Genomic DNA, 19,805 nt, shown 5'->3' with positions numbered 1-19,805 from the left:
GCGAGTGATCAGGCAAAAGTATCGACCAGGCCGCGTGCGACTCTGGTTTTCACTGCGGTCTGTGGCGCTGTAGCGGATTCAGTGTCTGCGCCTGCCTCAGCCACCCTGCCGTTGCCTCTGGCGGATTGCTGTTCAAAATGCTGTTCTGCCTGCTGGCCATTGCCAACAAAGGTGTTACCCAGTTCCAGGCCTTGTGACTGCATGCGGTCACGCAAATCCTGCATGCCATCTTCAAGTGCCTGGCGTACCAAAGGGTTATCGGTGATAAAACTGGTGTTCACTGACTGGTTGTCCACTTTCAACACTACCTGGATAGGCCCCAGATCGGGCGGTGACAAAGTGAGGCTTGCCACATCGTCGCCACTGCCAACCATATTAAGCACATGCTGGTTCATGGCGGTCTGCCAGCGTTCGTTGCCAAACGGGGTCGCCACTTGTGACATCAGCACATTTGAAGTTTGCGCCACGCCAGCCGCACTTAACCAGGGGCTGTTAGGCAAAGCCTGTGCCGCGGGCTGGGTGACGGTGTTCGCGGTTTCAAACTGCATATCGATATTACCTGCCCTGTCGACCGCTTTATCAGCGGCCACCGTTTCGCGTACTGCCTCGGCGACCGATTTGGCGATGTCCAGGGTTTCAGAGAATTGTGCAGGTCTGTCAGCCGCAGGCAACTCAGTGCCTGCTGTTTTAGTTTGCGGGCTGATTTCTGCAGCCACACTGGTGGCCGCGCTATTATCAGCCGGCACAGTTACAGCGGTAGCGGCTGTATCCAGTTGCAGCTCGGTGGGTTGTAACGTCGCCTCGTCCCCAACACTGGTTAACGCGGTCTGGTCTCTGACCCCAGTCTGTTCTGCAGGCTGGCGCATCGCCAGCATGGTCTGCATCCAGGGTGTCAGGCCCGCCGCAGCCGGATCGGTCGCTTCCAGGTCGGTGGTCAGGCGTTTTTTATCTATCGGTGGCTCGTTCAGGGCGGCAACGGTCTCTGTGCTGGCTGCCTCTTGGTCTACGCTGTCTTTTGCCACCACAGCCTTGTCACTAGTGGCGTTTTTGTCATCAGCCTTGGTAGCGCCGGTTTTGGCTGGCTCTTTAGCGACAGTCTGTTCTTTAGGGGTATCTTTTTTGGCCAGTTTGGCAGACTCTTGTGCAGATTGCGCATGCATGGTCTCTTTCACCGGCGGGTTGTTCTTGGCAACGGCAGGCGTGGCAGGGTTGCTGGCAGGCTTATTGGCCTGCTGCTGCAGCTGCTTGCGTAAAGCCTGCGCAAATTCATCCGACTGATTCGCCTGACTCTCCTGCACTGGTGTATTGCCGGATGCCTTTTTCGCTGCGTCCGCCGCACCCAGATTCAATAAGCTTGCAGAATTTAAAAATGCCATTGTATTCTCCCTTACGATGCAAGGTTATAGAGTCGTGCGCCTGGCACGGCTGGCAAACTCATCCATCATTTTCTGATCACGCTTGCGCTCGACTTTCTCATGCAGGGTGTTTGCACGCGATATCAGCACTTCATACGACTTTTGTTTACGCTGTTTTTCCTGCAGCAGCTGTTGCCGGTGCTGGACCACTGACTGTAATTGTTCGATTTGAGCATTTTGACTCTGTACCGCCGTTTCCAATTGCGAGAAAAAGCCCTGAAAATTGCGGTATAAATCTGCTTTGAGCCCTTTTTGTACCACGTTTTGCCACTGTTGCTCGTACTCCTGCTGATATTGCCCCAGCAATGATTTCTGCTGCTGGCCTTGTTCCAGCTGCTTCATCGCCTGCGCCAGGGCCTGCATGGCGGCTTCCACCTCATCGCCAGCCAGCTGGCTGAGCAGGGTCAATGTCTGTGTCGATTGTCTGGACATGGCTGCGGCTTAAGACACCACTTGCGCCAGATGCTGCAGGCTGAACTGCATATCCGCACACTCGTGTATATCCTGCTGTAGAAAGTCATTGATCTGGTCACGCTTTTTGATCGCCACATCCAGCATGGGGTCTGCACCGGCCTGATAGGCGCCAACGGCGATCAGATCCTGGTTACGCAGATAACGCGAATACAGCTGCTTGAGCAAGCGCGCCTGCTGCTGGTGCTCGCTGCTGGTGATGTTGTGCATGGCGCGGCTGATAGACTGTTCGATATCGATGGCCGGGTAATGTCCGCTCTCAGCCAGCGTGCGGTTGAGCACGATGTGGCCATCGAGAATGGCGCGGGCAGAATCGGCGATCGGGTCCTGCTGGTCGTCACCTTCGGTCAGCACGGTGTAGAAAGCGGTGATAGAGCCTTCGCCGCGTGCGCCGTTGCCGGTGCGTTCGACCAGCGCCGGTAATTTGGCGAATACAGAAGGTGGATAGCCTTTGGTGGCCGGTGGCTCACCGATGGCCAATGCGATCTCACGCTGGGCCATGGCATAACGTGTCAGTGAATCCATGATCAGCAACACGTTTTTGCCCTGCTGGCGAAAACGTTCGGCAATGGTGGTCGCATAACTGGCACCCTGCAGGCGCATCAATGCCGACACATCGGCCGGGGCAGCCACCACCACTGAGCGGGCCAGGCCTTCAGGGCCTAATATCTGTTCGATAAACTCCTGTACTTCACGGCCACGCTCACCGATCAGGCCGACCACGATCACATCGGCGGTGGTATAGCGGGCCATCATGCCCAGCAACACACTCTTACCGACGCCGGAACCGGCAAACAGGCCCAGGCGCTGTCCACGCCCGACTGTCAGCATGGCGTTAATGGCGCGCACACCGACATCCATGGTTTCTTCGATGGGCGCCCGCATCAGCGGGTTGATCACACGGCCACTCAGAGGCGCGGTGATATCGGTGGCTATAGGTCCCAGACCATCCAGCGGGATGCCGGCGGCATCAACGACACGACCCAGCAGGCCATCACCGACAGGAAAGTGGCGGGCGCGGTCTTGCGCACGGCGACGGGGTGGACGGCCGAACTGCGGTTTAGGCAGCGTATCGGTCACATCCATGCTAAATACTTTGGCGCCAGGCACCACACCTTCAACTGCCGTTTGCGGCATCAACAGCAGGTTTTCGCCATCAAAGCCGACTACTTCGGCTTCAACGCGGCCACCATCCTGCAAGGGGATATAACAGGCGCCGCCTATAGGCATCTTGATGCCGGTGGCGACCATGACCAGGCCAGTGACTTTGATGATACGTCCGGCGACTTCCAGCGGCTCGACCAGGTTGATGATCTCGCGGCAATCTTTCAGATAGCTTTGCCAGCGCTGGCTGTGGATATTATCCGGGGCGGCGTTGGCGGTATTGGTTTGCGGGGTTTCGTTCAGTGCCGGCGCCTCAGGCGAGGCTGGCTGGGCTTCTGCAGTGTCAGCCTGTACAGCGGGGATCTCGGATTGCATGTCAGCATCGTGTGCAGTCGTCATGTTCTATATAACTCTCATCGCGGAACAACATCAGGGGTGGCTAGTATGCGTGTATCACTCATTGCCTGCTGCAGGTTTGTGCCAGTCATCATAGCGTGACAAGCCTTGCACCAGCCTTTTCCAGCGCATCTCGTTGGTCGCATCTATCTGGTTCTCGGCGGTCTCTACCAGACAGCCGCCACGTTCGATCTGGCTATCTTCCACCAGCTGCCAGCCCTGGTCTTTCATCTGTTCAGCGATGCTGGCCCGCAGGATCTTGGCATCTTCATGATGCACGATCACGCGCGCCGGCTGTTTCACCTGCGGCAGGTATTGCATGGCATCCAGCACCACCGGCAATATGCTGTTGGGGTCGGCTTGCAGCTTGCTTTTGAGCATGGCTTTTGACAGTTCCAGCGCCAGTGTCAGCACCGATTCGGCGATCGCCACATCCTGCATGGACAACGCCTGCTGAAAATTGCCGGACAATTGCAGTAATTGGGTACGCTCGGCTTCTATCTCGGCCTGCGCTTTGCCCAGGCCGTCGCTATAGCCGGTTTTGAAACCTGCTTCATAGGCCTCCTGCCTGACCTGCTTGAGGATATGGCTGACCGTACGTGCATTTTCCTCTGCCTGCACGCGATCACGCCTGACGCGCTCGCTGGAAGCCACATCATCAAAACTGGCCATTTCCCAGCGTTGATAAGCGGTCAATTGTTCTTTGGGGGTTGCAGAGGCTACCATGTTTGAGTTTCCTTCAAGAATGCTTTACACATACTGCTCGCTGTCACCTTTGCCAGCCAGCATGATCTGGCCTTCATCGGACAAGCGTCTAACCGTTTGCAGGATTGTTTTTTGCTGCGTTTCAACTTCGGATAATTTGACCGGGCCACGGCTTTCCAGGTCTTCGCGCATCATATCGGCGGCGCGTGAAGACATATTGCGGAAGAATTTTTCGCGCATCTCTTCAGAGGTGCCTTTGAGGGCGACGATCAGCACATCGGACTGCACTTCGCGCAGCAATACCTGTATGCCCCTGTCATCAATATCAATGATATTGTCAAACACGAACATCTGATCCATGATCTGCTGCGCCATGCCATCGTCATAACTTTTCAGGCCGTCCATCAATTTGGCTTCGTTCTCGCCACTGAGGAAGTTCATGATCTCGGCGGCAGTTTTTACCCCGCCTATGGTCTGGCGTTTAAGGTTATCGTTACCGGCCAGCATTTTCAGCATGCCTTCGTTGAGCTCGCGCAATGCGGTAGGCTTGACGCTATCCAGGGTGGCGATACGCAAGATCACATCCTGGCGCAGGCGTTCGGTGAAATGGCCGAGGATCTCTGCAGACTGTTCCGCTTCCAGGTGTGACAGGATAGTGGCAATGATCTGTGGATGTTCGTTCTTGATGAAATCAGCCACGCTGAATGCATCCATCCATTTCAGACTTTCGATACCGGCTGCGTCCTGTGACTGCGGGATGCGGTTGAGCAGATTGGAAGCTTTGTCATCGCCAAAGGCTTTCACCAGCACCGAGCGGATATAGCTGTCTGAATCCAGGCCAAAGTCGCTGCTACCGGCAAAGTCGAGCATGAATTTCTCAAGCACTTCTTCCACTTCTTCTTTAGGCACAGGCTTCATGGAAGCCATGACTATGCCCAGCCGCTGTACTTCCTTGGGTGAAAGGTGTTTCATCACCTCGGCAGCTTCATCCTCGCCGAGTGCCAGCATCAGAATAGCGCTTTTTGTTAATCCATCCGTCGCCATGTGCTATTTCTCCGCCGAAGTCCAGTTAGAAACCACATTAGCCACCATGCGCGGATTATCTTTCGCCACCTGTTTTGCCGCTTCCAGAGTCTGGTTCAAAGTACTGGCACCGGGTAATGCCGGTGATTCGCCACTCAGCGTCACCAGTGCATCTTCTTCGCTACCACCTTCTGCACCCGGAAGCGCAGGCGCACCTGCCACCAGTTCCAGTTGTTTTTTATCTTTACCTGTCAGTTTATTCGACAAAGGCTTGAGCAATTTTTTGTAGATCATCAGCAAGACGATGATACCGGCCAGGAAGCGCAAGGCATCCTTGCCATACTCGATCGCCATCGGGTCTTTCCATAATGGTGGTTCGACCAGTTTTTCCTGCGCTTCGCTGACAAACGGCGTATTCACCACAGAAATAGTGTCACCACGCTCGCGGTTGAAACCCATGGCCTGCATGGCCAGGTCACTCACCTGTTGTTTTTCGGCTGCATTCAGGGCACGGAAAGTGGTTTTGCCAGTGCTGTCGACTACCGGGATATGGTTGACCACGACAGCTACGTGCAAGCGTTTCACGCCACCTTTGGCTTGCTGTACATAGCTGATGGTCTTATCCAGCTCGTAATTGGTGGTGGTGTCTTTTTGTGTGTTTTGTGGCGGTGCCGGCGCAGCAGCAGCTGGTGCATTCTCGCCATCAGCCTGGGCACCTGGCGCATTGATAGGTGCGGTCGCTTCACCCGGTGGCTGGTTAGACACAGCACCAGGTACGGCACCATTGGCACCACTGCTATTTTGTGACTCATGGTTCTGCGCGCTACGCACAGCCATGTCTTCAGGCTTGCTGTTCGGTTTGTAACTTTCGTTGGCCTGCTCGGTGTTTGAAAAATCGATTTCGGCACTGGCTTCAGCGTGTACATTCTTGGCACCAACGATAGGCGTGATGATAGATTCCACGCGGCGAGCGATGCTGCTTTGCATGTTTTCCACATAAGCCATCTGCTCCGGGTCCAGCCCGTTCTGTTTCGCCTTGTTGGCATTGTCAGACAACAGATTGCCGTTCTGGTCGACCACGGTGACATGGTCTGCGGAAAGGTTAGGCACACTGCTGGCCACCAGGTGGACCACGGCAGCGACCTGCTGGCCATCCAGACGGCGGCCATTATGCAAATTCAATAATACAGAAGCGGTCGGGTATTGCTGTTCGCGCACAAAAACGCTGGGTTTGGGGATAGCCAGATGAATACGGGCAGCCTGCACTGCGGAGATAGACTGTATGCTGCGCTCCAGTTCACCTTCCAGGCCACGCTGAAAATTCACCTGCTCTACGAATTGCGATACGCCGAATTTCTGGTTCTCCAGCAATTCAAAGCCTATATTGCCACCCTTAGGCAAGCCTTGTGCCGCCAGTTTCAGACGTACCTGATGCACCTGGTCGGCGGGGATCATGATGGCACTGCCACCTTCGGAGAATTTATAAGGGATATTCAGTTTATCGAGCTCGGCAACGATGGCACCGCCATCCTTATCGGCAAAGTTGGAAAACAGCACACGGTAGTCAGGTTTCTGGCTCCATAGCCAGAACACCACCATGACCGCAACCACAGCGGCTATCCCGGCAACGAGCATCAACTTCTGGCCCAGTTGACCGAACACATTCGGCGCAACAGTCCCAGGCTCTATATTTGTCGCCAGCGCGGCATCAGCAGCAGCCATCTAACTCTCCATGTTTACGACCTGCACAGCGGCCTGTCGTATGTCTTGAAACTGAATGCGGGAAATACAGCATTCACCCATGGAACACATTATGCGCCTGACCGCCAAATTCAAATTGGCAAATAAGACGGCTTAATCTCGCCTGTTTTTGAGAGCGAGTCAGAGATCGCAATGTTAAAGTGGCTCCATTGTCATTAAAGGGTGAATACACCCGACTTAAGGAAAGGAGACCAACATGAGCGTAGGCGGCATAGATGCACAACGCATTTCGTCCATGCTGGCACAATTACGTGCAGCAGCACAAAAGCCTGAAGGCCTGGGCAGTGGTGCTACCCAGGCTCTCAACGCGGTCAATAAACCTACCGCGGCCAGCCCGACCAGCCAGGTCAGTTTTAGCGACGCCCTTAAATCGTCGCTGGATTCAGTCAACAACATGCAACTGCAATCAGAAAAGCTGGGCCAGGACTTTGCCATGGGCAACGATAACGTCAGCCTGTCTGATGTCATGATCTCCGGCCAGAAAGCCAACATCGCCTTCCAGGCCACGGTACAAGTGCGTAATAAACTGGTCAGCGCCTATCAGGACATGATGAATATGCAGGTGTAAAAGCCTGCGTCAGCCGATTCGGCACAATCAACGGTATTAGTACCCGCAGTATTTCTACGCTAGAGGTGCTTCGCACTTCAAATCATAACGCTTCACCCATCTCTCACACCATGGGCGCTTCGCGCACCTTAAACTAGACTAGAGGCGCTTCGCGCACTACGCCCTGCTCCAGCTGATATAACCAGGCCAGGATCTCGGCGATCGCCTGGTAGAGCTGCGGCGGTATATGCGCATCCAGTTCCACCTGCATCAACAATCCCAATAATGCCTGCGATTCATGCACATAGACATTGTGTTCTTTGGCAATAGCGATGATACGCTCGGCCAGCAGGCCGTTGCCTTTAGCCACCACGCGTGGTGCCAGGTCCCCTGCTTCATACGCCAGCGCGATGGCTGACTGGGTCAAAGGCTTATCCGGCTGCATAGTGTTGCCTGTCCGCTTCGTGCGTCTCGCTGGTGATCTGCAGTGATTCCAGGGTCAGCCCCACAGACTGCAGATTCACGGCCAGCTCGCTACGCTTGGACTGCATGCTGTTAAATGCAGCCACTTGTTCAGGTTGCACGCGTATGGAGAAGCGGCCGTTGACCATGGTGATACGTACTGTGACTTCGCCCAGCTGCGGGAGTTGCAGTTTCAGGTTACTTTGTATGGCATTCAATGCAGGATCGTCTGCTGACTGGGCAGATGACTCACGTTCACTGATCTCCCAGTGCATGGATTGCCCGGGCCACACTTCACCGTGCCAGGCCAGCCGCTGCTGTTCCAGCACCTGCAACTGCTGAGCCACCATTTCTGGTGGCATAAAATTGGGTTTGTTCTGCGGTTCCTGCAATAGCTGGTGCCAGGGCCGGCTGCCCAGCGCCGCATCCTTGAGGTGGGATTCATAAAACAGGCCGGAACTGTCCAGGGCATGTTTCAAGTCCTGCGCCAGCACTTGGGGCTTTTGCGGGCTATGGCTGACGACGGCTTGTGCCTGCAGGGCGTGCGCCTGCTGCTGGAACATGGGTGAATTCAGCCAGCGCTGCAACTGTTGTGCCGGGTTGCTCAGGTCTACCTGGCTGGCGGTCTGGCCTGCCATGGCACCTAATAAATGCGGTAAATTATCCGCCAGGTCTGAGTCTGAAGTGGTCAGCGCTCCGGCAGTCACCAGGCTGGTGGCTGGCTGCTCGGCGCCTTTAGTCTGCGCCTGTATGCCCCAGCGTACCTGCGGGTATACGCTTTGTGCGTCTTTACCGCTGGCGGCCTGGCCCAGGTATTGCATCTGCAGGGCTTGTTGCTGGGCAAGGTGGGCCGGCAACTGCATCTGCACCACGGCGGATTGCTGGTTGGGTAACTGGACCTGGACTTTGAAGTTGGCTAGCTCTGAGCCGGTAGCACTGGATTCTTTTTGCAATATCATGCCGGTGAACTGTATCCCCGGACGCAGGCGGCTCCATAACGGCGCCTCTGACTGTGCCCCTTCGACCGGCATGATGGAAGAGACAGCACGCAAGCTCTCTGTTTCGTTTGCCACGAAACGATTAGCGAGAACCTGCGGGATAGGGATCATCTATATGGCATCCGGCGGTATGCGCGCATGTAACTGCGCGTCGAAGATCATATCGGTGATGCGGTGCATGACCGGGTACAGCAGGTTGCGGATCTCGCCGTCATCGGCCAGTATCTTCTGCACCAGCTTTTGCTTGCGCGTGTGGTCTTCTGCACTCAATGTTTCGGATTGCAGACGCAGGTTTTGTTCCAGGGTCTTGATCACCTCTATCTTGAGCATATATGACTGCTCGAGTTCGGTGACTTTTTCCCAGGCACTTTGCCGGGCAGCGATCAGCATCTGCTCCATGATTTTCGCAGAGGATTCATAGGTATCAATAAGTGCTTTTGACATGATCTTATACTCCTGCAACAGCCAAGCGATTAGTATTTACTGCAGGAATAGACTGCGCCTTTTGCGACACCAGTGTGTTAAACGGGGCGCTGGCCGGTGCGTTTCTGCTGGCGCCGGTTTTCTCCAGGGCTTCCCATGCACTTTTCAGTTCCATCAATAACTGCTGGATCTCATTTACCTTTTTCACATCCAGACGCAAGCTGGCCTGCATCAGGGTGCGTGTCATATATTGGTACAGCTCATCCAGGTTGCTGGCGATCTGGCCACCGGCACGTTTGTCCAGGCTGGAGCGCAAACCGTTATCAATGATAGAAACAGCCTTGGTCAGACACTCACCTTTTTTGATGATATCGCCCTGGCCTATCGCCTGCTGCGCATGGATACAAGCGGTGATCGCACCCTCATACAACATCACGGTCAACTTCAGCGGGCTGGCATCGACCACACCTGTTTCCAAGCCAACATTTGCATAAGCATTAATGCCTGATTGTTTCATTCCAAACATAAAATTCTCCTGATTCTTAATTCTTGATGCTGTTAGCTTTTATTCAATGCAGCAATTTGTTGACTGAGGAAAGAGCTGGTACTTTGCATGCCGGTCAGCAGTGCATCCAGCCTTGCATACTGCGCCCTGTAGCGTGCTTCTATGGCCGGCAGTTTGGCGCTCAGGTCAGTTGATTTCTTGTTCAATGCCTTGATCGAAGTCTGGATACCTTCAGTTTTAACGGTCAAAGACCCGGTGCTTTCCAGCCAGCCGCCTATCATGCTGCTGAGTTCGCCGGCCAGGCCTTTGTTAAAGGTCACGGTGCCGCGGCTACCCGTGGCAGAGCCATTGATAGATACTTTCAGGCCCTGGGCAGCATTATCAGCCGCGCCTATCAGGCTGGCGCCACTACCGTAAGCCGTCACGCCGTTGATGCTGCCGCCCGCATCCTGCGAACTGCTACCCAACTGGCTGACGTTAATGGCGTAAGTACCAGTCTGTGTCTTGTTCGAGCTGGACACATAAGTGACTTGCGGGTCTGAAGTAGTCGCAGAAGGCGCGAACAACTTGGCCACATCAGTCAGATTGGTGTTCAGGGCAGTGGTTAATTTGGCACTATCCAGGGTCAGCACGCCATTCTCGCCCGACTTGACACCGATATCACTCAACGTGCGGAAGGTAGTAGCCGTGGTTGAAGGACGTGCCAGCATGGATTTCAGCTTGACCATGATGTCGCGGGTCGCAGAGTCACCCAGCAAGGGGCCGTTAGAGCTGGAGCCACCTTCTACGAACTTGGTCAGGTCACGCAAGCTGGAATTCAGCTTGTTATAGGCATCGACGAAATTCTGCACCGACGCCTGTATGGTGTCGGTATCGGTCGCGATTTCGAGGGTGGCATTGACACTGGTGATGGATTTCAGGTTTAAAGTCACCCCCTGGATCACATCATTCAGCGTATTGCTAGGCTTGCTGATACTCAGGCCATCCACCGTCAGCAGCGCATTCTGTGCACCCACCAGCTGCGTCATGTTCTTGCCTGCACCCACAGTACTCAAAGGGTCATACGCCAGTGCGGATAAACCGGTGCCATCGCTACTATTACCATCAGTATCGGTGACATCGATTTTCAGACTGTTGACCGCGCCGGTGTCTTTTGAAGTGATCACCAGGCGATTACCGCTACCGTCATTGACGATAGAAGCCGAGACTGAAGCATTCTTCGCATTGATGGCATCACGTATGCCGGACAGGGTATTGTTGGTGCTGTCTATGGTGATACTCAGCGCCTGCTTGTCTGCATTGGCAGTAAAGCTGGCAGGGCTGGCAGTATAAGTACCAAAAGAAATGTTCAGCGTGCCGGTGCCTATGATATCGGTCGCACTGGCATAAGCCGAGGTCGCGAGTTTTTGTGAGGTCGCCAGCTGGGTGACGGCTATGCTGTAGCTGCCGTTTGCCGCTGTGCCGTCAGCAGTGGCCGCAAGGCTGCTACTGTCAGTCAGTTTGGCGGATTGTGCGGTGAATTTGGCAGCTGTTGCCAGTTTATCAACCGCGGCCTGAAAAGTACTTAAACCGCTTTTCAACGTGCCGTAAGCGGTGAGTTTGGTATTGTATGAGCTGACTTGTGTCTTGATCTGTGTGATGGGCTGTTGCTCAAGCGTCATCAACCCGGTGACTATCGAGTCAATTGCCAGACCGGATGCACCGGTTGTTGATGTAATTGAAGCCATCTTTTAATCTCCAGACACGTTTAAACAGTTGCCCTAGACTGCCTGCCTGATCACCAGACCACGCAATTTATCCAGGGTTTTACTGATCGCCAGTACTTCTTCATTCGGGATCTGGCGCAATACTTTTTGTGTTTCAGTATCCACGACCTTTACCACGATGCGATCAGACTCATCATCAATCGAAAATTCTATGGTTTGCAATGCGGGCGCCACATACTCGTTCAACTTGTTTACCGCGCCTGTCAAAGTTGCCTTGTCCAACACATCAGCAGCTTTTTGCTCACCATTTCCAGCATACTTCACCAACTTAAGACTGTTTACAGCAGCGAGTCCGCTTACCGGACGCCCGCCTATTCCATCTAAAGATTGACTCATGATTTTGCTCCTTCTGCTTAACCTAAATCCACAGAGAGGGTTCTCTGTGGATCAGGATTCGACTGGTTTAGGGAATTAACCTCTTAACAGTGTCATCACTTGGTTAGGCAGCTGGTTAGCTTGAGCCAACATTGCTGTACCTGCTTGTTGCAGAATCTGTGCACGTGTCATCTTCGCTGTTTCTGAAGCAAAGTCAGCATCCATGATACGAGACTTGGCAGCATTCATGTTTTCAGAAGAAATTTGCAAGTTGCTGATCACAGATTCAAAACGGTTCTGGTAAGCACCCAATGTCGCACGGTTGGTGTTTACTGTATCCAGTGCTGAGTCAATCGCTGTCAGCGCTGCAGAAGCTGCAGAAGCAGAAGACAGTGAACCAGCCATACTTACAGCAGCAACTGAGCTTACGCTGATAGTGTCAGAAGCGTCAGCACCAACCTGGAACTGATAACCCTTACCTAATGCAGCTTCGCCGTTAAACTTGGTGGCGGTGCTCAAACGTGTCAATTCTTCTTTCAGTTGTGAATATTCAGCGTTCAGGTTTGCACGGTCACCAGAGCTGTATGAACCGTTAGCTGCCTGTACAGCCAATTCACGCATACGTTGCAGAGCATCTGTACCTTTAGCCAAACCACCTTCAGCAGTTTGCAGGAAAGAGATCGCGTCGTTAGAGTTACGGATCGCAACATCCATACCACGCACTTGAGCGTCCATACGTGTTGCAATTGCCAAGCCAGCGGCGTCATCTTTAGAGCTGTTGATACGCAGACCTGAAGACAAACGTTGAATCGATTGATTCATGCTTGATTGTGATGTGCTCAGGTTACGTTGAGCGTTTAAAGATGCAATGTTTGTGTTAATTACAGCAGCCATGTTATTTCTCCTTGAGAGTCGTATATCCAGTTAAGTGTCAAATCGTCGTATTACTATTACTTCAACGCTGATTCGCTTACTACTTACTAAATCTTGCTAATTCATCGTTGTTGAATATGTTATCGACCGCTTCCGAAATTTCTTTAATGTTGCATTTAAAATTTCTTTTTTACATCTTTACATCGGTCGAGCACTTGTTTCTGTTAACGACGGCTCTTTGGAGTTCTTTAGCCCTTTTTAAAATTTCTACAGTTCTCAGGATTCACAACTATGAATCCAACCTGCCCTATTCTAAAGACAGCCCGCACAAATCCATTTGCGGAGTTAGCCGTGAATCACCTCTTAATTTATTTAACTAGCGCACGGGCTATGCGCCAGTGATCCTGCCCATCTGGCAGATAAGGATTTAAAGGAGCTTTAAGGCGTTTTTCACACGATCAATTTCCTGCCCTGCATTTCATAATTCCTATAGATGTTCAACAGGCCTTTCCGGCTGGTGTGAACAAGGCATATATATAGGAGTGTTGCATGGCATCAGTTTATGTAGGTATGACGGTAGATATTCTGCACCACGGGCATATCAATATCATCGAGCAGGCAAGGAAGTATGGCGACGTAACGATAGGTTTATTGTCCGATGCGGCAGTGGCAGACCACAAACGGTTGCCCTACCTGACATACGATCAGCGTAAATCCATCGTTGAAAATATCCGCGGCGTGGTCAATGTGGTGCCGCAGGATGAATGGGACTACGCACCCAACCTGCTGAAACACAAACCTGACATCATGGTGCATGGTGATGACTGGCTGGATGGCCCCTTGCTGCCTTACCGTGAGCGCGCGCGTGCCGCCCTGGCTGAGTACGGTGGCCACCTGATCGAGATTCCTTATACCCGCGGTATTTCCTCCAATGAGATGCTGGGCCAGATACAGACGCTGGGTACTACCCCTGATATACGCCGCCGCACCTTGAAAAGATTGCTGGCCGCCAAACCGATCTCTCGCTTTATTGAAGCACATAACCCTATCTCTGCCCTGATCGCAGAGCATGCCATCGCCCAGCGCAATGGCAAGAACTGCCAGTTCGACGGTTTCTGGTCCAGCTCGCTGACCGACTCCACCGCACGCGGCAAACCAGATATTGAAGCGCTGGAGATCAACAGCCGCTTATCCAATATCAACGACATATTTGATGTCACCACCAAGCCATTGGTCATGGACGCAGATACCGGCGGCAAGCTGGAGCACTTTGAACTCAACGTGCGCAGCATGGAGCGCCTGGGTATTTCTGCCACCATTATTGAAGACAAGATAGGTCTAAAAAAGAATTCGCTGTTTGGTAATGATGTGGCGCAGTTGCAGGATGATATACAGCCGTTCTGCGACAAGATCGCCGCCGGCCGTGCCGCCCGCGTCAGCGATGACTTTATGGTGATCGCCAGAATAGAGAGCCTGATCCTGGACAAAGGCATGGAAGATGCCGTCACCCGTGCCCAGGCTTATGTAGGTGCAGGTGTAGATGGCGTCATGATACACAGCCGCCAGAAATCGCCGGATGAAGTATTCGAGTTCGCCAGGATATTCAAATCCGAATTTCCGACCACACCACTGGTATGCGTACCGACCAGCTATTGCACGGTGACCGAAGAAGAACTGGCCGCCCGTGGCTTTAACCTGGTGATTTACGCCAACCATATGATGCGTGCGGCTTACCCGGCCATGCAACGCACCGCCATTGAGATCCTCAAGAATGGCAGGACCGCAGAAGTCGAATCTGAACTGATGTCTATCAACGATGTACTGTCGCTGATCCCCGGTACTAAATAAAAAGGAGCAAGCCTGATGATCGAAGCTGGTGCATTTCTGGAAGCGCTGCAACACGCAGGTGTGCAGTTTTTTACCGGCGTGCCCGATTCCTTATTAAAGGAATTGTGTGCCTGCCTTTCTGACCGCTTGCCCGCGCACAAACATGTGATCGCCGCCAATGAAGGTGGCGCCACCGGCCTGGCGATGGGCCATTACCTGGCGACCGGCAGCCCGGCGCTGGTGTATATGCAGAATTCCGGCCTCGGCAACGTGGTCAACCCTATCGCTTCGCTGGCTGACCCACAGATCTATGGTATCCCCATGTTGCTGGTCATAGGCTGGCGCGGTGAGATGCAGCAGGATGGCACACAGATCCATGATGAGCCGCAACACGTCAAGCAAGGCCAGATCACGCTGCAGCAACTTGAAATGATGGGCATCCCGTTCGAGATCTTCCAGACCGACCTCAGTTGCGCCCTGACTCAGACCCGTAGACTGCTGGCACTGGCAAAACGCCGTTCCGGCCCGGTAGCCCTGGTGGTGCGTAAGCAAAGCTTCGCGCCGTATAAAGCAAAATCAGTGATCAAATCCGGCCATGACAATGAATCCAGTCTGCCTGGCCGTGAAGACATGCTGAGCAATATCGTGCGCCTGCTGGCCGATGATGTGGCGGTAGTCGCCACCACCGGCATGGCTTCGCGTGAACTGTTTGAATTCCGCCATGCGCAAAACAGCGGTCACGCACGCGACTTTTTAACCGTGGGTGGCATGGGCCATGCCTCGCAGATCGCGTGTGGTATCGCGCTGGCACAACCTGACCGGCAGGTGGTCTGCCTGGATGGTGACGGCGCCATGCTCATGCATATGGGCAGCCTGACCTTGAGCGCACAACAACGCAACCTGGTGCATATCGTGTTTAACAACGGCGCGCATGACTCTGTGGGTGGCCAGCCTACGGTTGCCGCGCAACTGAACCTATCCGGCATCGCCAAGGCGGCCGGTTACCAGTGGGTGATACGCGTCAGTTCGGGCAGCCAGCTGAATGAATCCCTGCAATATGCCCTGAGCCTGGGCCAAAGCTGCTTTATCGAAGTGCTGTGCCGCCGTGGTGCGCGCGCCGATCTCGGCCGCCCTACCCGCACGCCGGCACAGAACAAACAGGACTTTATGCAGTTTCTGGAAGAGGTCGCCTATGCCTGAACAGTCGCCGACAATACTGGCGCATATCACGCAGCAAAATAGCGCCAAAGCCTTATTCACTGCTGGCCCGGCCAGCTTGCTGGAAGAAAACCTGCTCGGCCTGCGTCCTTGTTTTGGCCGTGGCGATAGCGACTACCAGCAAGTGGAGCAGGCAGTGCTGGATGCATTAAAAAACATGAGCGGCCATGCCCAGATCGCACGCCTGCAAGGTTCTGCCAGCCTGGCGCTGGAGATCGCCGCCCTGAATTTCCTGTTTGGCAAAGTGCTGGTCATCGATAGCGGCTATTACGCACAACGGCTGGTGAGTTTTGCCGAAGCGGCACAACGCCTGGGCCATGTCAGGTCAGTGACCGTGGTCAACTGGCTGGAACTGGCCGATATCGCCGACCAGTACGACTGGGTAGTGGCTTGTTACACCGAAACCAGCATAGGCCTGAAACTGCCCATGAATGAATTACGCGCGCTGGCCAACCGTGCCGACGCGCAACTGTTGCTTGATGCCACCGCTTCCATAGGTTTGGAGGCTGACCATGACCAGGCCGACGTGATCGCCTATAGCTCGTGCAAAGGCCTGTTCGGCCTTACTGGTGCTGCATTTATCGCATTCAACCAGCTACCGGCCAACAGCGTGGACGGTTTCTACCTCAACCTGCATACACATCTGGAGCGGCGCATGACCGGCCCTTACCACGCGATCGCTTCGCTATATGAGGTGTTGCCCAGACACCAGGACTTGCGCCAGGCAGTGTTTATCAACAAAGCCGCCATGCTGCAAAGATTCTCAGGCTACGCCACCCACCCCGACAGCCATCAGCCTGCGCTTTGTACCTGGGTAGATGCCCGCATAGGCTCACAAGACCCGCGGGCCGTGCTGTATGCGCCCCGTGGCATCAGCCGTGGCAGCGTGGTCTGCCATCTGGGTGAAGCCCACCTCGGCACAGCCGCGCGTGGCGAGATCCTGAACATGCTGGAGGTGCTGGCATGAGCGCACAAAAACGCATCATGGTCGATATGTCTGCCACCCTGATCCACCATGGCCATGTACGCCTGTTAAAACAGGCGAAACAGCTGGGGCACGTCGTGGTTGCCCTGACCACCGATGAAGAGATACGCAGCAAGAAAGGCTATGAGCCTGAGCTGGATTACGCCGCCAGGGCCGAAGTGTTACTGGCCATGCGCGACGTAGATGAAGTGGTGCCCAGCCCCTGGTTGCTGGATGTAGCCTTTTTGCAGCAACACAATATAGATCTGCTGGTGCACGGCAACGACAACAGCAACCCGATACCAGCCGACAAATTACATATACTGCCACGCACCGAAGGCATCAGCAGCACTCAGCTACGTGCGCGCGTGCTGCAGGCCGTCAGTCAAAAAATGGAAGCGAACTCATGAGCAATTTATGGCAACAAATCTGGGAAAAACGTACCCTGCAACCGCAACACGCGATCACGCTGGAAACCCTGATCTCGCTGGATGGCTTTGATAGCGGCGCCGGCAAGATCAACCTGGCTGACTGGCAGGAATACACCCGCCGCATCAGTGAAAAACTGGGGCTGAAAGCCGGAGACTCGGTGTTTGAAGTCGGCTGCGGCGCTGGTGCTTTCCTGTTTGCGCTACGCGAGCAGATGGCGCTGCAAGTGGGCGGTCTGGATTATGCAGCAGGTCTGATAGAAGCTGCGCAAAAAGCCATGCCAGATGGTGAATTCCTGGTGCAGGGTGCGCAGTCTCTAGAGACAGAAACAGCATACGATTTTGTCATCGCCAACAGCGTATTCCATTATTTTGATGAAGCAACCGCTGCACAGGTATTACAGGCCATGTGGAAAAAAGCCTGCCATGGTATCGCCATCCTGGATGTGCCGAATGCGGCCACTCGTGAAGCTTGCGAGCTGGCTCGCCGTGAAGCGCTTACTGAGGCTGAATACGAAGAGAAATACCGTGGTTTGCACCACACTTATTACACACCGGAATGGTTTATCAATCAGTTACCGGCCTGGCCACACCAGGCATTTGAAAGCTGTGTGCCTAACTATACCCAAAGTGAATATCGCTTCAGTGTGATTTTTTCCAAACATTTGCATGGATAACGACAGATCATGACGACACCTGCACTCAACCACCTGCCCGCCATCACCTTCTTCTATACCGATAACTGCGAACGCCAGGCCCTGGCGCCAGTTGCGGATGAAGCAGCCAGCAGGGGTTTCCCCATACAGTGGAGCACCGACTCCAGGCAATATGCCGAGGTAGGTGTCTATTGCGAGCACGCGTGCAAGCCGAATGCCGGCTTTTCCATCATATTGCTGCACGACCTGGCGCAGCGCCACGATATCTGGCCGCACTTCTGGCATCACGAGCCATGGAGCGCGTTTGATATGGGCATAGTGCCAGGTGCAGACTGGGTAGATCGCTGGCAGACCCAGGCGGTGTTCGCCAAGGCGCGCCCCAAACTAGGTGTGTTTGACCTGGGCTGGCCCAAGGCCGACCTGGTCTACCGCAACCAGGATGAATTCAAGCAGCAAGCCCAGGCCCTGCGCGAACAACTGGGCCTCAAATACGAGCGCTCTATCCTCTACGCGCCTTCGTGGGAGAACCACGGCAAGCAGGATGACTTTGTACAGGCGCTGAAAGACCTGCCAGTCAACCTGTTGCTGAAACAGGCGCCATGGTCTGAAAAATACCGCTGGGTGCTGAATAATATAGACGAGATGGACGCACTGCACCGAGGCTGCGCCGACAATGTCTACGTGATAGATAGAGAGATCAGCATCATGTATTGTCTGGGCCTGGCCGATGTCATGGTATCAGACGAATCCAGCGTGCTGACAGAAGCCTTGCTGCTGGATGTGCCCGGCGTGGCAGTCATAGACTGGGTCATCCCCGACACCAACCCGCCCAGACCAGCCTGCGTACCTTACGATTACGTCACTAAAACCACACGCGCCAGCCTGCGCGACACGGTGCTGGATGTACTAGAACGCCCGCAGCACTATCAGGCAGAGATCAGCGTCAACAAACAGCAGCAGTTCGCCCACCTGGGTGAAAGTGCCAGACTGATAGTCGACAACTTGCTGGCCGCCCTGCAAGGCCAGCCTTTGCCTACCCCTGCCCTGAAGCCTCAGGTCGAAATAGACCGCAGCACCTATCAGCAGGCAGAACAACTGGCCGCGCAAGGAGATATGAAGTTATCCACCCAGATCATGCTGGACCTGATCAAAAAAGGCAGCACCTGCTGGGAGCCATACAATGACCTGGGCACCTTACTGGTAGGCCAGGGGCAATTTGAAGATGCTGAAATGCTGCTCGAAAAAGCGGTGCATTTCGCGCAGGAGAACCCGGCCATTCCGTTGAGTAACCTGACTGAGGTGTATTGCCTGCAGGAGAAGGCGGATAAAGCGTTGCAGACGCTGGTGAAGCTGAGTCAGCATGCGCCTAATTCGGCGGCTTCTATTCCGCATATACGCAAGTGTATGGAAACGATGTTTTAGTTTCTGGTGGCGCTAGCATAGCGCCGCCGTTCAGGTGATGGCAGGATTCGCTAATAAATATTTCTTTGGATGGTTAAGCGCTCTGTTTCAGCGTTCTTTTTCGCCCCTCGGCGAGTTACTTTTCTTTGCTTGCCCAAAGAAAATGTAACCAAAAGAAATGCACCCTAGCTTCCGCTTTCTTCCTGCGTTGCTCATCAAAATAAGCGGTCGCGAAACTCGCCCTAGCGGCCTGCATACAACGCAGGCCACCGCGGAGCTCAGACAGTCGCTCCCTTCCTCCTTATTTTGACTCCGCTACTCGGCGCGTCAGATAGGGGCCCGTTTAAAACCACCACGTTGAAAAGTTGCTTTAATGGTTTTACGTTGAGGGCGCTTAGCGCCTTATTTAACTTCCAAGACTAAAACCAACCCACCCACCAGTTCTTTGGGTTGGTTGGTTGGTGGGTGGGTGGGTTTTGTTTCGTTTTTCCTTTGATTTACTTCACTGGTTGCGCGGGAATAAATGCGGCGAGTCTCAGCTTAACTG

At 54.0% G+C, this 19,805-nt stretch carries 20 protein-coding genes; 7 read left to right on the top strand and 13 right to left on the bottom strand.

Annotated elements, in window-relative coordinates; translation table 11 throughout:
- Positions 1-8: 8 nt before the first annotated feature.
- Genes ACT6RZ_RS07865 through fliF form a run of 6 tightly spaced genes read right to left on the bottom strand, consistent with a single transcriptional unit; the run spans position 9 to position 6,836 of the window.
- Positions 9-1,376: a flagellar hook-length control protein FliK gene (locus tag ACT6RZ_RS07865; protein ID WP_444701570.1), complete on the bottom strand. Its 1,368-nt coding sequence runs from the start codon at positions 1,374-1,376 to the stop codon at positions 9-11.
- A gap of 24 nt (positions 1,377-1,400) precedes the next feature.
- Positions 1,401-1,847 (bottom strand): flagellar export protein FliJ, encoded by a 447-nt coding sequence (gene fliJ / locus ACT6RZ_RS07860; RefSeq protein ID WP_444701569.1) that lies wholly within the window; start codon positions 1,845-1,847, stop codon positions 1,401-1,403.
- 9 nt (positions 1,848-1,856) lie between these two features.
- Complete coding sequence (fliI, locus tag ACT6RZ_RS07855; RefSeq protein ID WP_444701568.1) at positions 1,857-3,389, bottom strand: flagellar protein export ATPase FliI; 1,533 nt, start codon at positions 3,387-3,389, stop codon at positions 1,857-1,859.
- A gap of 54 nt (positions 3,390-3,443) precedes the next feature.
- The gene (locus ACT6RZ_RS07850; protein ID WP_444701567.1) at positions 3,444-4,112 is read right to left on the bottom strand and encodes a FliH/SctL family protein; all 669 of its coding nucleotides are present in this window, start codon (positions 4,110-4,112) and stop codon (positions 3,444-3,446) included.
- A gap of 24 nt (positions 4,113-4,136) precedes the next feature.
- Positions 4,137-5,135, bottom strand: coding sequence for a flagellar motor switch protein FliG (fliG, locus tag ACT6RZ_RS07845; RefSeq protein WP_442586163.1), 999 nt, complete (start codon positions 5,133-5,135; stop codon positions 4,137-4,139).
- 3 nt (positions 5,136-5,138) lie between these two features.
- Positions 5,139-6,836, bottom strand: coding sequence for a flagellar basal-body MS-ring/collar protein FliF (fliF, locus tag ACT6RZ_RS07840; protein WP_444701566.1), 1,698 nt, complete (start codon positions 6,834-6,836; stop codon positions 5,139-5,141).
- 235 nt (positions 6,837-7,071) lie between these two features.
- Between fliF and fliE the strand changes: the two genes are divergently transcribed.
- Positions 7,072-7,443, top strand: a complete 372-nt coding sequence (fliE, locus tag ACT6RZ_RS07835; RefSeq protein ID WP_379055172.1) for a flagellar hook-basal body complex protein FliE — start codon at positions 7,072-7,074, stop codon at positions 7,441-7,443.
- 133 nt (positions 7,444-7,576) lie between these two features.
- Here the strand turns inward: fliE and ACT6RZ_RS07830 are convergent, their stop codons facing one another.
- From ACT6RZ_RS07830 to ACT6RZ_RS07800, 7 genes are all read right to left on the bottom strand, one after another.
- Positions 7,577-7,867: an EscU/YscU/HrcU family type III secretion system export apparatus switch protein gene (locus tag ACT6RZ_RS07830; protein ID WP_444701565.1), complete on the bottom strand. Its 291-nt coding sequence runs from the start codon at positions 7,865-7,867 to the stop codon at positions 7,577-7,579.
- A complete protein-coding gene (gene fliK, locus ACT6RZ_RS07825; RefSeq protein ID WP_444701564.1) occupies positions 7,854-8,957 on the bottom strand; it encodes a flagellar hook-length control protein FliK in 1,104 nt (367 codons plus the stop codon). The genes ACT6RZ_RS07830 and fliK overlap by 14 nt, the downstream gene beginning before the upstream one ends.
- A gap of 36 nt (positions 8,958-8,993) precedes the next feature.
- Positions 8,994-9,326 carry a flagellar protein FliT gene (locus tag ACT6RZ_RS07820; RefSeq protein ID WP_442586159.1) on the bottom strand — a complete coding sequence of 111 codons (333 nt, stop codon included), beginning with the start codon at positions 9,324-9,326 and terminating at the stop codon, positions 8,994-8,996.
- Between the two features lie 4 nt (positions 9,327-9,330).
- Positions 9,331-9,831, bottom strand: coding sequence for a flagellar export chaperone FliS (gene fliS / locus ACT6RZ_RS07815; RefSeq protein WP_444701563.1), 501 nt, complete (start codon positions 9,829-9,831; stop codon positions 9,331-9,333).
- A 32-nt stretch (positions 9,832-9,863) separates the two neighbouring features.
- Positions 9,864-11,537 (bottom strand): flagellar filament capping protein FliD, encoded by a 1,674-nt coding sequence (fliD, locus tag ACT6RZ_RS07810; protein ID WP_444701562.1) that lies wholly within the window; start codon positions 11,535-11,537, stop codon positions 9,864-9,866.
- Between the two features lie 33 nt (positions 11,538-11,570).
- Entirely contained in the window at positions 11,571-11,912 is a 342-nt protein-coding gene (locus ACT6RZ_RS07805) for a flagellar protein FlaG (protein ID WP_444701561.1), read from the bottom strand.
- A 75-nt stretch (positions 11,913-11,987) separates the two neighbouring features.
- Positions 11,988-12,785, bottom strand: a complete 798-nt coding sequence (locus tag ACT6RZ_RS07800; RefSeq protein ID WP_444701560.1) for a flagellin N-terminal helical domain-containing protein — start codon at positions 12,783-12,785, stop codon at positions 11,988-11,990.
- A 528-nt stretch (positions 12,786-13,313) separates the two neighbouring features.
- On the opposite strand from ACT6RZ_RS07800, the gene aepX reads away from it, so the two are divergent.
- Genes aepX through ACT6RZ_RS07770 form a run of 6 tightly spaced genes read left to right on the top strand, consistent with a single transcriptional unit; the run spans position 13,314 to position 19,279 of the window.
- Entirely contained in the window at positions 13,314-14,612 is a 1,299-nt protein-coding gene (gene aepX / locus ACT6RZ_RS07795; protein ID WP_444701559.1) for a phosphoenolpyruvate mutase, read from the top strand.
- A gap of 15 nt (positions 14,613-14,627) precedes the next feature.
- Positions 14,628-15,791, top strand: a complete 1,164-nt coding sequence (gene aepY, locus ACT6RZ_RS07790; protein ID WP_444701558.1) for a phosphonopyruvate decarboxylase — start codon at positions 14,628-14,630, stop codon at positions 15,789-15,791.
- Positions 15,784-16,776, top strand: a complete 993-nt coding sequence (locus tag ACT6RZ_RS07785) for a hypothetical protein (RefSeq protein WP_444701557.1) — start codon at positions 15,784-15,786, stop codon at positions 16,774-16,776. The genes aepY and ACT6RZ_RS07785 overlap by 8 nt, the downstream gene beginning before the upstream one ends.
- Positions 16,773-17,183 carry an adenylyltransferase/cytidyltransferase family protein gene (locus tag ACT6RZ_RS07780; RefSeq protein ID WP_444701556.1) on the top strand — a complete coding sequence of 137 codons (411 nt, stop codon included), beginning with the start codon at positions 16,773-16,775 and terminating at the stop codon, positions 17,181-17,183. The genes ACT6RZ_RS07785 and ACT6RZ_RS07780 overlap by 4 nt, the downstream gene beginning before the upstream one ends.
- Positions 17,180-17,878, top strand: a complete 699-nt coding sequence (locus ACT6RZ_RS07775; RefSeq protein WP_444701555.1) for a class I SAM-dependent methyltransferase — start codon at positions 17,180-17,182, stop codon at positions 17,876-17,878. The genes ACT6RZ_RS07780 and ACT6RZ_RS07775 overlap by 4 nt, the downstream gene beginning before the upstream one ends.
- Before the next feature lie 9 nt (positions 17,879-17,887).
- Positions 17,888-19,279, top strand: coding sequence for a tetratricopeptide repeat protein (locus ACT6RZ_RS07770; protein WP_444701554.1), 1,392 nt, complete (start codon positions 17,888-17,890; stop codon positions 19,277-19,279).
- The last annotated feature ends 526 nt before the right edge of the window (positions 19,280-19,805 follow it).

The sequence above is a fragment of the Methylophilus sp. genome (genome assembly GCF_052437885.1).
Taxonomy (GTDB): Bacteria; Pseudomonadota; Gammaproteobacteria; order Burkholderiales; family Methylophilaceae; genus Methylophilus.
This window is presented reverse-complemented; position numbering and strand designations above follow the sequence as displayed.

What these genes read in the sequence shown, in the direction of transcription:
- ACT6RZ_RS07865 (WP_444701570.1), bottom strand. Translation starts at nt 1,376, where the DNA reads ATGGCATTTTTAAATTCTGCAAGCTTATTGAATCTGGGTGCGGCGGAC.
- fliJ (WP_444701569.1), bottom strand. Translation starts at nt 1,847, where the DNA reads ATGTCCAGACAATCGACACAGACATTGACCCTGCTCAGCCAGCTGGCT.
- fliI (WP_444701568.1), bottom strand. Translation starts at nt 3,389, where the DNA reads ATGACGACTGCACACGATGCTGACATGCAATCCGAGATCCCCGCTGTA.
- ACT6RZ_RS07850 (WP_444701567.1), bottom strand. Translation starts at nt 4,112, where the DNA reads ATGGTAGCCTCTGCAACCCCCAAAGAACAATTGACCGCTTATCAACGC.
- fliG (WP_442586163.1), bottom strand. Translation starts at nt 5,135, where the DNA reads ATGGCGACGGATGGATTAACAAAAAGCGCTATTCTGATGCTGGCACTC.
- fliF (WP_444701566.1), bottom strand. Translation starts at nt 6,836, where the DNA reads ATGGCTGCTGCTGATGCCGCGCTGGCGACAAATATAGAGCCTGGGACT.
- fliE (WP_379055172.1), top strand. Translation starts at nt 7,072, where the DNA reads ATGAGCGTAGGCGGCATAGATGCACAACGCATTTCGTCCATGCTGGCA.
- ACT6RZ_RS07830 (WP_444701565.1), bottom strand. Translation starts at nt 7,867, where the DNA reads ATGCAGCCGGATAAGCCTTTGACCCAGTCAGCCATCGCGCTGGCGTAT.
- ACT6RZ_RS07820 (WP_442586159.1), bottom strand. Translation starts at nt 9,326, where the DNA reads ATGTCAAAAGCACTTATTGATACCTATGAATCCTCTGCGAAAATCATG.
- fliS (WP_444701563.1), bottom strand. Translation starts at nt 9,831, where the DNA reads ATGTTTGGAATGAAACAATCAGGCATTAATGCTTATGCAAATGTTGGC.
- fliD (WP_444701562.1), bottom strand. Translation starts at nt 11,537, where the DNA reads ATGGCTTCAATTACATCAACAACCGGTGCATCCGGTCTGGCAATTGAC.
- ACT6RZ_RS07805 (WP_444701561.1), bottom strand. Translation starts at nt 11,912, where the DNA reads ATGAGTCAATCTTTAGATGGAATAGGCGGGCGTCCGGTAAGCGGACTC.
- ACT6RZ_RS07800 (WP_444701560.1), bottom strand. Translation starts at nt 12,785, where the DNA reads ATGGCTGCTGTAATTAACACAAACATTGCATCTTTAAACGCTCAACGT.
- aepX (WP_444701559.1), top strand. Translation starts at nt 13,314, where the DNA reads ATGGCATCAGTTTATGTAGGTATGACGGTAGATATTCTGCACCACGGG.
- aepY (WP_444701558.1), top strand. Translation starts at nt 14,628, where the DNA reads ATGATCGAAGCTGGTGCATTTCTGGAAGCGCTGCAACACGCAGGTGTG.
- ACT6RZ_RS07785 (WP_444701557.1), top strand. Translation starts at nt 15,784, where the DNA reads ATGCCTGAACAGTCGCCGACAATACTGGCGCATATCACGCAGCAAAAT.
- ACT6RZ_RS07780 (WP_444701556.1), top strand. Translation starts at nt 16,773, where the DNA reads ATGAGCGCACAAAAACGCATCATGGTCGATATGTCTGCCACCCTGATC.
- ACT6RZ_RS07775 (WP_444701555.1), top strand. Translation starts at nt 17,180, where the DNA reads ATGAGCAATTTATGGCAACAAATCTGGGAAAAACGTACCCTGCAACCG.
- ACT6RZ_RS07770 (WP_444701554.1), top strand. Translation starts at nt 17,888, where the DNA reads ATGACGACACCTGCACTCAACCACCTGCCCGCCATCACCTTCTTCTAT.